11 protein-coding genes are annotated in these 10,421 nt (G+C 61.8%); 9 read left to right on the top strand and 2 right to left on the bottom strand.

The genetic code is table 11. From position 1 onward, the window contains the following. The 9 genes from VEK15_06495 to VEK15_06455 all read left to right on the top strand — a co-directional run. A partial coding sequence (locus tag VEK15_06495) for a hypothetical protein (protein ID HXV60326.1) occupies nt 1-242 on the top strand: 242 nt, incomplete at its 5' end. Between the two features lie 55 nt (nt 243-297). Then, a complete protein-coding gene (gene nhaA, locus VEK15_06490; protein HXV60325.1) occupies nt 298-1,647 on the top strand; it encodes a Na+/H+ antiporter NhaA in 1,350 nt (449 codons plus the stop codon). Nucleotides 1,648-2,045: 398 nt separating this feature from the next. Beyond that, nucleotides 2,046-2,999 (top strand): hypothetical protein, encoded by a 954-nt coding sequence (locus tag VEK15_06485; GenBank protein HXV60324.1) that lies wholly within the window; start codon nt 2,046-2,048, stop codon nt 2,997-2,999. Between the two features lie 863 nt (nt 3,000-3,862). Continuing rightward, nucleotides 3,863-4,726: a peptidylprolyl isomerase gene (locus VEK15_06480; GenBank protein ID HXV60323.1), complete on the top strand. Its 864-nt coding sequence runs from the start codon at nt 3,863-3,865 to the stop codon at nt 4,724-4,726. Next, nucleotides 4,723-5,712 carry a HupE/UreJ family protein gene (locus tag VEK15_06475; GenBank protein ID HXV60322.1) on the top strand — a complete coding sequence of 330 codons (990 nt, stop codon included), beginning with the start codon at nt 4,723-4,725 and terminating at the stop codon, nt 5,710-5,712. The genes VEK15_06480 and VEK15_06475 overlap by 4 nt, the downstream gene beginning before the upstream one ends. 56 nt (nt 5,713-5,768) lie before the next feature. After that, nucleotides 5,769-6,314 (top strand): HupE/UreJ family protein, encoded by a 546-nt coding sequence (locus VEK15_06470; GenBank protein HXV60321.1) that lies wholly within the window; start codon nt 5,769-5,771, stop codon nt 6,312-6,314. After that, nucleotides 6,311-6,931, top strand: a complete 621-nt coding sequence (locus VEK15_06465) for a HupE/UreJ family protein (protein ID HXV60320.1) — start codon at nt 6,311-6,313, stop codon at nt 6,929-6,931. The genes VEK15_06470 and VEK15_06465 overlap by 4 nt, the downstream gene beginning before the upstream one ends. Before the next feature lie 193 nt (nt 6,932-7,124). Beyond that, a complete protein-coding gene (locus VEK15_06460; protein ID HXV60319.1) occupies nt 7,125-7,373 on the top strand; it encodes a ribbon-helix-helix protein, CopG family in 249 nt (82 codons plus the stop codon). Next, nucleotides 7,370-7,771, top strand: a complete 402-nt coding sequence (locus tag VEK15_06455) for a PIN domain-containing protein (protein ID HXV60318.1) — start codon at nt 7,370-7,372, stop codon at nt 7,769-7,771. Before VEK15_06460 ends, VEK15_06455 begins: the two co-directional genes overlap by 4 nt. 29 nt (nt 7,772-7,800) lie before the next feature. Here the strand turns inward: VEK15_06455 and VEK15_06450 are convergent, their stop codons facing one another. Both VEK15_06450 and VEK15_06445 read right to left on the bottom strand, forming a co-directional pair. Beyond that, entirely contained in the window at nt 7,801-9,066 is a 1,266-nt protein-coding gene (locus VEK15_06450; protein HXV60317.1) for an aconitase X catalytic domain-containing protein, read from the bottom strand. A gap of 4 nt (nt 9,067-9,070) precedes the next feature. Then, the coding region (locus tag VEK15_06445; GenBank protein HXV60316.1) for a sodium-dependent transporter at nt 9,071-10,421 on the bottom strand (1,351 nt) is incomplete at its 5' end.

Below are 10,421 nucleotides of genomic sequence, written 5' to 3'. Positions count from 1 at the left end.
CGCCCATCTGGACCTACCATCCTGTCGCTGAGAAGCGACAAGTCAACGTGCTTACCGCGTCTTCGCTCGAGGCTTTCCTGGAAGCGTCGAAGTCGAACCTTTCGCAGTTGCACCCGGTAAAGGAATCGCTTGCCCAGAGCGCAACCCGCACCCGGATGTGTGGCGCCGTCGAGCGCCAGGGGAGGACTCACAGCGCCGGTGTGCGGGGAACCGACGCTCTGCCTGCGGTCACAACCCGGTGAACCGGGGATAGCCGCCCATCAGACGTGACCTTTCGAAGCCTTTGAGTCTCGCGCTATGAGTGAAGATCCGCATGTTGATGGAGCTCTCTCCCGGCTGCCGAGAGTACTCGTCGATCGCCTGACAAAACCGTTCGCGCGGTTCTTGCTCATCGAGACCGCCGGCGGCGTTGTTCTTCTGCTATTCACTGTCTCGGCTCTGGTTCTATCCAACTCCCAGTGGGCTCATCTTTTTTCGAATGTTTGGGAGACCCGGGTAGGTTTTCAGTTCGGCTCTTTCGAGTTCGCCCGTTCGTTGAGAGATTGGATCAACGACGGGTTGATGACGTTGTTTTTCTTCCTTGTCGCCTTGGAGCTCAAGCGAGAGTTGGCCCTGGGCGAGCTGAAGAACCCACGGGCGGCCGCGCTGTCGATTGCGGCTGCCCTCGGTGGCATGCTCGTGCCCGCGGTGTTGTATCGAACGCTGCAATCGGGCCATCCCGGCGAGACCGGTTGGGGCACGGTCATGGCGACCGACACCGCGCTCGTCATCGGTTGCCTGGCGCTTTTGGGGTCGCGCATTCCCCACAGCCTGCGCGTGTTCATGCTTTCGTTGGCGATTGTTGACGACATAGGTGCCATTCTCGTCGTGGCGATCGGCTACAGTAGTCACATTTCGTGGGGTGCGCTCGCCGCGGGTTTAGTTGGCGTCGCGATCGTGGTTGCAATGGCGTTGGTCGGCGTCCGAAGCATTCCGCTCTATTTTCTGGTGGGGGGCCTCGTCTGGCTCGCTGTGGATGCGTCCGGCATCCACGCAACGATCACTGGCGTGATACTCGGTTTGCTCACACCGGTCCGCAGATGGGTCAGCGATGAGCGTTTGTATTCCCTGTTGGGCCAGGTCGTCGCTCATCCAGCGGGTAACGAGGCGAGTGGTAGCACAAAAGACCGACAGACATTGCAGGTGGCAGAGATCGCCGCGCGCGAATCGTTGTCCCCGGTCGAACGGTTGGAGATTGCGCTCCACCCGTGGGTCGGTTTCGTCATCATGCCGCTCTTTGCATTCGCCAACGCCGGGTTGCCGCTATCGTTGGGTGATTTCGGCAATTCGGTCACGGTGGCGGTGTTCGTCGGGTTCGCTCTCGGTAAACCCATTGGTGTTCTGACGTTCAGCTGGCTGGCGGTGCGCTCCGGCATCGCGATACGCCCCCCGGAGCTCGGCTGGAGGCTAGTGGCTGGTGGCGGCCTCCTCGCCGGGATCGGCTTCACGATGGCCCTGTTCATCGCCAACCTGGCCTTCAGCAAGAGTCTGATCGACAGCGCCAAATTAGGCATCTTCTTGGCATCAGTCGCTTCCGCGGTGACGGGTCTCGCACTCTTGATGTGGCTGCCCGCGCGTCGAGAGGCGAACCGACTGGATCGCATTTGACGCCGGGCGGGCGGGCTTTGCCGATACAGCGAGCGAGAGTGCAGATCGTTCGCGCGGGCCGCTGTCCGTCGCGATACCCCGTGCCCACGTTCGTCCGCCGTCGAGGAATGACAATAGCACCTATGCCATTCGAAAAGGTGCCCGGGTTGACTTGGAGAGGCTCTTTCAACAGACGGGCGCAGGCGTGTTGCAGCACGGTATCGGCCGATGCTGCTCTGAGCCTTCATCTCCCGCGCACCCGAGACAGCGTGAGACAATGAGCGCCGTGAACCTCAGGAAACGAACCATTGCACACGCGCGTCCTCCTCGGCCATGGGTTGGGAGCGGCCGTACTGATGTCCGTTTCCTCACTTGCAACACCGTCCGGCTCGATCGTGGAAAACTTATTGACTCAAAAGTTGAGATTCTCGGCCGCCGATTTGCGGGCGATCGACACGGGCTCCGCTGTGATCAAGAGCCTCGACGCACCGTTCCGTGGGGAGCTTGCGCACATCGGAGCAGTGTACCTCGACGCTCCCTCCGGGAAGTTTGTCGAGCGGTTCCGCGATATCGTGCGATTCGAGAGTGGTCCCGGCATTCCCCAAATCGGGCATTTCGGCAGTCCTCCGATGCTCGAGGATCCGGCGTCGCTGACGCTACCGCGGACGGACGTCACGACGTTGCGCACCTGTCGTCCCGGCGACTGCGACGTGAAGCTCTCGGCAGCGGCGATGCGCCGGTTCCGGGACGAAGTGGACTGGTCGTCGCCAAACGCGGCGAGCCAGGCCGACGACGTGACCCGCAAGATGATCTTCGACCTGGTTCGCGCGTATCAGACGGAGGGCAACGCTGCACTCGGACACTACGACGATGGCGACGAGCCTCTGTTCGTGGCCGAGCAGTTTCGTGGGCTTCTCGCCAGCAGCGACCCGCTCCCGGTTCCCGTGCCCGAGCTCCTGGCACATCTCGACGACTACCCGCACGGCCGTCTCACGGGCGCCGAAGACTTCTTCTACTGGACTGTGGTCGATTTCGGTCTCAAGCCGACGATACGGGTGAACCATGTCACCATCTATACGCTGGGTGGGAGCCCGCCGCCGTCAGGCGTGAGGTACGCGATTGCGATCAAGCAGCTCTACGCGAGCCACTACTTCCACACCACGCTCGAGCTGCGTTTTCTCGTCGACGACGACCGAGGAGCCGGACACGGCGCATCACTCATCTCGATCACTCGATCGCGCAACGACGGTATGACCGGCTTCAAGAGATTGTTCCTGCGGCCGATTATCCGCACCCGCTCGCGCGACGCCGTACGCAGCTACTTCGATCACGTGAAGCGACAGGTTGAGCGCCCGGCTTCGGCGACCCCCTAATGCGCAGGCGGCGTTCCGGTAACGTAACCCTACCGACCGTTCGGTTCAGCCATCCTCGATTTGGACTGGGCGGAGAAGGTAGTCCATCACCTCGGCCTGCATCCTTTCGATTTCCAATCGATAGCCTCTTGCCCATGAAGTCAAACTCCTTCGAACCGGCCTTTTCGCGAATCTGCGACAACCATCTTGAAACTGTTCGATGCGCCCTCGCGTCACCTCGAGCTCTTCGTCATTCTGAATCATGTTGCAATCTCGACGATTCCTCGAAGCGAGCCATCGCGCTTCGTTTGCCAAGAGGTAAGGAAATTTTCCAGTTTTTTACCGATTAGCACCGAGGGCTTGAGCCAGAAGATGCTTGCGCCATAACGAGCGCCGGCACCGCGTGGTCGAAGAGACTGCGCGTTTCGAGCGGAGCATTCTCTAGCTCGAATCCGTCGTCCATCGCGAGAATCAAGTCAACATCGTTTGGCGCTTCTTTCTCCTTCACGTAGCTCCCGAAAACCACAAACCGTAGAAGGTGCCCCGTGCGCGGAGCAAGGTGGTAACTCCTACTACGGAGTTGACCACGCGTGAGTTTTCGCACAATCAAGTCGTGGTTGCGCGATGTTATGGAACGTCGTCGGCGCTGGGTCGGTTACGATTTGCCCGACAACGTCTGACGGTCATCGTCGACTGGTATCGGTTGTCCATCCGGCAGGGGAGGTCGAAGCCGCCGTCGCCCTCAGCGACGTCTGGCGAGTGTCGTGCCGCTCGAAGCAATCACGCGCTGACGTGCGTTGCGGGCCTCCGCTCGTGCTTGCCGATGATGCCGTGCGTCATGCCGTTTTGGTAGACTCCGGATCCGCGATGACGCAGGTAACTTCATGAAGCCGTTGTTACGCGAGCCACTGGTCCACTTCCTCGTTCTCGGCGCTGGCTTGTTCCTCTGGTATGGCGTGAGCGGAGGTGGTCCCGCAGCGGACAGTCGAATCGTCGTCAGCCCCGGTCAAATCGATCAGATGGTCGAGATTTTCGGCAAGACCTGGCAACGATCTCCCACCCGTGTAGAGCTCGAGGCGTTGATTGAGGATTACATTCGCGAGGAAGTGCTGTTTCGGGAGGCGATGGCCATGGGTTTGGACCAGGGCGATACCATCATCCGTCGCCGCCTGCGGCAGAAGATCGAGTTCTTGGCCGAGGACTTGATTCCGGCGTCCGATCCTACCGACGAACAGCTGCAACAGTTCTTGCGTGGGAATCCTGAGCCTTTCCGCGTCGAGCCACGAGTCAGCTTTCGACACATTTACTTCAGCCGAGATCGAAGAGGCGACTCCATCACCGCCGAAGCGACCAGCGTGCTCGATCGATTGCGCGCAGGTGGAGATCCCAGTGCGTACGGGGATCCGATTCTCGTGCCGGAAGACTTCGAATCGGTTAGCGGCCGCGACGTCGAAAGCCTCTTCGGACAGGGTTTCGCCGGCGCGCTGACGCAGGCGGCGGTGGGGGAGTGGACCGGGCCCCTGGAGTCGGGTTACGGGGTCCACCTCGTGTTGGTGCGAGACTTCGCACCCGGTCGGATTCCCGAGCTCGAGGAAATCCGTGAGGCCGTGGAGCGAGAGTGGTCGAGCGCCCGTCGTCGCGAAGCAAACCAGGCTATCTACCAAAAGTTCCGGGAGCGCTACACGGTAACCGTGGAGATTCCCGAATGGGTTCAGGGTGCTAAAAACGCCGCGGAGCCCGCGCCATGAAACCGTTTGCCGTTCTTCTAACAGTCCTCTTGTGCGTGTCGGGGCGCGCCGACGCGCACGAAGCGCGGCCGGGATTCCTCGAGCTCCGAGAGGTGGCGCCGAATCGCTTCGAAATGCTGTGGAAGCAGCCCGCCCTCGGCGAGTTGCGACTGCGGATCAACCCCGCTTTCCCGGAGGAATGCACGCTGGAAGGCATGGGAGACCAGCAGATGCTCCCGGGAGCACTCCTCTGGCGCACCACGCTGGTTTGTGACGGGGGAATTCCCGGGAAGTCGATCGCGGTTGTCGGTCTGGAAGCCACTTTGACCGACGTGCTGGTTCGCGTGCACCACGCCAACGGCGCGACGGAGACGCATCTTCTGAAACCCGCTTCTCCTTCGGCGGTCATTGGAGGGCAGAGTCAGGGGCCAGGAGCTTACGTCACCCTCGGCATCGAGCACATCGTTTTGGGAATCGATCATCTTCTCTTCGTCCTGGGGCTGCTTCTCATCGTCAAGGACCGCTGGATGCTTCTAAAGACCATCACGTCCTTCACGCTCGCCCACAGTGCTACTCTGGCGATTGCCACCTTAGGTTATGCAAGTGCCCCGGTTCTGCCCCTCAATGCTGCGATCGCGCTGAGCATTCTTTTTCTGGGCCCCGAGATCGTGCGTTCGTGGCGTGGGGAGACTAGCTTCACCATTCGCCACCCGTGGGTGGTTGCCTTTGCATTCGGTCTACTGCACGGTTTCGGCTTTGCGAGCGGCTTGACGGCAATGGGGCTGCCTCGCGCCGAGATTCCACTGGCCCTGCTGCTTTTCAACTTTGGCGTCGAGATCGGTCAACTGCTGTTCGTGGTGCTCGTTCTGCTGATGGAACGTTCCTTCCGGACGCTCGAGATCCGGTGGCCGCGTTGGGCGGAGCTGGTGCCCGGTTATGTCGTGGGCACCCTGGGTGCTTTCTGGGCAATCCAGCGCTCGGCGATGCTGTTCGGAGGAGCGCCGTGAGCACGCATCCTGTCGATTCGCGTCTCGTCGTTACCGTCACCACCGCCGCGCTCTCGTTGCCGCAGCTCGCGACCGCACACGTGCTCGGTGGCGAGGCCGACGGCTTCTGGAGCGGGCTGAGCCATCCCGTCTCTGGCCTCGATCACGTGCTGGCGATGATCTCGGTCGGTCTCTGGGGCGCACAGCTCGGTGCGCCCGCGGTTTGGCTGCTTCCGGTTACTTTCCCCATGGTAATGGCCCTCGGTGGCATGCTGGGTCTTCTCGGTGTGTCTCTTCCCGCGGTTGAGATCGGGATCGCCTTGTCGGCGGTCGTCTTGGGGCTTTTGATCTCACGGGAAGCTCAGCCCCCATCTTGGGTGGCGGCCGTGATCGTGGGAGCTTTCGCCATCTTTCATGGTCACGCCCATGGTACGGAGCTTCCCCCGGGCCAGAGCGGTCTTCTTTATAGCATCGGGTTCGTCGTTTCCACCGGCCTCCTCCACGCCACGGGGATTACGATGGGCCTCGTCCACCGCTGGTCGGTGGGGAAGCTTGCGCTTCGTGGGGCGGGCGTTCTAGTGACCCTGGGTGGTCTGGCATTCCTGTGGAGGGCTCTCGCGTGAGACGGGACGCGAGGAAGCTCTCCCGACTGGGAGTCGGGGCCGCGGCACTTTTGGTTTGGCTTCAGCCGGCGAATGCCAGCGCCCATCTCGTCAACACTGGGTTCGGACGCTTCTATGATGGGCTCTATCATTTATTGCTGACTCCCGAAGACCTGGTTCCCGTCATGGGCTTGGCGCTTCTCGCTGGCCTGCGTGGACCGCGTTATGGGCGCTGGTCCTTGTTCGTGCTCACCGGCGCGTGGTTGGCAGGTGGTTTGTTTGGTCTGCAGCACGCGACCGAGGCGTCCTTGCCGATTCTCACCGCGGTCACATTGCTGATACTCGGGGCATTGGTCGCTGCCGATCGCGCGTTGCCCCTGCCGGTCGTGGCGGGGCTTGGATTGGCACTGGGTCTGCCGCATGGATATCTAAACGGCACCGCCATGTCGCAAGCAGGGCTCAGCTTCACCGGACTTGTCGGTATCGGGTGTGCGGTCTTCTCCATCGTGGCTCTGGTGTCGGCATTCGTCGTTTCCTTGAAGGTTCCCTGGGCACGAATCGCGGTTCGGGTCGCCGGTAGCTGGATCGCCGCCGTGGGGATGCTCCTGCTGGGCTGGACGTTTCGCGGCGGAGCCTAGCCGCAGGATCCCGCGCCTCGTCGCGCGCTTCGAGACGGTTCGCGGGTGACCACTACATCGTTTGAGTGAATAGAATCGTCTTACGGCGTGCATCGGTCCGGCGAGGTACGCACCCATTGCCGGGTGACGCCGGGCCGGCGATGCGAGCTAACGTGAATGATAACATGGTTGCTAATATGGTATCATGATGTAAGTGACCCGAACGCAGATACAGCTAACCCAGGAACAACTGAACATCCTGCGTTCGAAGGCGCGTCGCCTGAACGTCTCGGTCGCCGAGCTCGTCCGCCGGGCCGTCGATGCCTACGTCGCCGCGGAAATCGCTCCCAGCTTCGAAGAGCGAAGGCGCCGTGCTCTCGAAGCGGCGGGACGGTTCGGGTCCGGGAAAACGGACGTCGGCAGGCGTCACGACGACTACCTCGCTGACGCCTACCGCGAGTGAGCCTCTTCGTCGACACCTCGGCTCTCTATGCGACGATGGACCGCGATGACGAGTTTCACGTGCGAGCCAGCGCGCACTGGAAGGCGTGCCTCTCCGGGTCGGAGGTGCTGCTAACCTCCAACTACATTCTGGTGGAAACAATGGCGCTGGTTCAGAGCCGATTGGGAATGGAGGCGACGCGTCTTCTCGCGAACGATGTGATGCCGGCGCTCGAGATCGAATGGGTATCGGCCGACGATCACCGTACCGCGCTCGAAGCGGTTCTTGCGGCGGGCCGAAGGAGCTTGAGCTTCGTGGACTGCACCAGCTTCCAGGTCATGAGACGCCTCGGACTCCGTTCCGCCTTCGCGTTCGACCCCCATTTCGGCGAGCAGGGCTTTCATGTGACGCCGGCCTGAGTCGATTTCAAGGCGATGATTGCTCATGCTCATTCGTCCCAAGGGGACGGCAACCGGACGACACGACCCTCGACCGCAGAGCGCACGCATTCCTCGAGACTGCCGAAGGCGACCTCGACGTCGAGTAGACCCGGCGAGTAGAAAGCGTACTTCCCCGAGCTCGTCATGAGTCTCTTGACGCTCTTGGGAAGCATCGGGGTTGCCAGGATACATGTGTCGACGGTTACTCGGCCGCCGAACGCTCCGAGGGATTCCAGCAGTCCGGCGCGTCGCGCAAGCTGGCTCACCATCCGGCTCGTCGTCACCAGGAACGTGATGTCGGGATGGCACGTCTTTCCCTCGAGCAGGGGAGCGAGCCGTCGGAGCTCGTCGAGGGAGAAATGAGGGCTTCCGAGCACCACGAGGTCCAGTTCTTCACCCGTCGCCGTCGTGAGCGCCTCCCGGGCGCTCCGCAGCTCCGACATCGAGATCCGCATCGTCTTTTCCGGAGCTCGACCTCCGAGCGCTCGTGCGAGTGTCGGAGCTTCGGGAGTGACACCGACCAGGTGGAACAGCCCGACGCTACCAGATGAAGCCGCTGCCGCTCCGAGCGCTTTCAGTTGATCCTGGCTCGGAGTTGCCGAGAGTCCGGCGAGAACCGGTATGCGGTCTTCCGCGAGCCGTCCCATGAGATATCCGAGAACGGGGTAGAAATCGTCACGCTCGGCGTGCTCTCGGGGAACCGCCGACAGGTCGAGCACGACCTGTCCTACCCGGTTGGCATCGAGATGAAGGCCCACCGCGGGCACGCGACCCGTGATGGCGGCGCAGATATCGAGAAAGTCGGGATAGCGTTCCGTCCGCGCGCCCAGTACCGAGTTCGCATAGATGATCGCGTTCGACTCCCCCCAGGCGACTTGCTGTCCGAGCTTCGGAGCGTGCTCGGTTTGATAGGGAGCGCAGGTCCAGGTCGGTATCGTTCCCATACTCTGATAGGCGACCATCTGGCGGTGAGCCTTCTCCGCCCAGTCCGCCGGGACGGTCCATTCGCGCCAATGGTGCTCGTCGAGGCCGCTTACATTGAGGGTCGTGGGAACACTGACGCGCGCCCCGAGATCGGCGAGTCTCTCGGCAAACTCGAGTCCGGCATCGCCCACGTAGATCGTGCTGTCCACGTGCGCTCCAGTAATATCGAGCATGGCTTGCGCGTCGTAAACGCGCGCCATCCGGACCAGGATCGACATCGCCAATCGGGCCGCCGGTCCCAGCTCGCCGGCGAGGAGCGCTTCGTCCCTGGGGCTAAGCGAAAGCGTCACACGGTTACTCGCTGGTTCTCCTCAGACGTCGCACCCACCAGGCATTCGTGAGAAACAGGATCAATGCGAGCGCGACGATCTGGATCACCGCGGTCCCCACGCTGGATTCACTGAACAGTTTCCACCAGCCTTCGGGGTCGAACTGGGTCGCCGATTGATAGAACCACCAGGCGACCATGGCAACGAACTCGAGGGGCACGAGGATGGTGAGAACCCAGACGAACCAGGGGCCGATGGGCCAGCTCTCCTCCGCGGTGTTGACGAGCTCGGTGCGAAATCGCGAAGCGCCGTATTTGATCACCGCGATCGCGATGAAGAGGCCGGAGACCATCAGGCCGATACCCCACACCCAGTCCTGGTTCTTGAAAAAGCCCATGTACCAGGCGGAGGGGAGCCCCAGGACGAACGCCACGGCGCCCACGGTGGGCACTGCCTTGGCACGGGGCAGACCCAAATCCATGGCCATTCGCGAAGCCATCTCGAGCATCGCGATCAGGGACGAGATCGCGGCAAAGCTCAGCGCCAGGAAGAACAGAGGAAGGAAGAAACGGCCGCCGGGGATCGATCCGAAGAGCTGTGGAAGCCAGATGAAAGTCAGGCCCTCGTTCCCCGCGCCGAGCGCGAGGCGGGCCTGGTCCTCGGGAAGAATGGCGAATACCGTGCACATGACGGCGATGCCCGCGAGGAGCGACGCCGAGTTGTCCCCGAAAGCGGTCGTGAAGGTCGTCAGGGTAAAGGTATCCTTCTTGCGGAAGTAGACGCCGTAGGTCATCACCAGACCCCACCCCGCTCCGGTGCTCCAGGCAGATTGCGTGAGCGCGGCGAGCCAGACCTGATAGTTCAGGAGCTCGCTCCAGTTGGGCGTGAAGAGGTAGGCGAGGCCGCGGCTCGCGCCGGGAAGCGTAACCGCCCGCAAGGTCGCGACGACGAGGAGCAGAAACAGCAACGGGATCAAGATACGGTTCGTTCGCTCGATACCCCGCACCACCCCTCGATAAATAATGAAACAGCCCGCGAGCATAGCGACGGCATGGAAGACGACCGGCTCCACCGGATGGGAGGTGAAGCGGTTCCAGTATTCTTCCGCGTTCAGGGAGAACAATGGAGTCGAGAGCGTCGCCACGAAGTAGCGAATACACCAGCCGGTGACGACCGAGTAATAGAACATGATGAAGCAGGTGACTAGGCCGACGAACACCCCGAGCCAGTTGAAGCGCTTGTCGACCAGTTGACCGATTGCTCCCGCCGGACCCCGGCGCGTGGTCTTGCCTAATGCTAACTCCGCGATCATAAGCGTAATAGCACTGGCGAACAGAAAAACGACCCAGGGAATCAGAAAAGATCCTCCTCCATAG

This window comes from Vicinamibacteria bacterium, assembly GCA_035620555.1.
Lineage (GTDB): Bacteria > Acidobacteriota > Vicinamibacteria > Marinacidobacterales > SMYC01 > DASPGQ01.
This window is presented reverse-complemented; position numbering and strand designations above follow the sequence as displayed.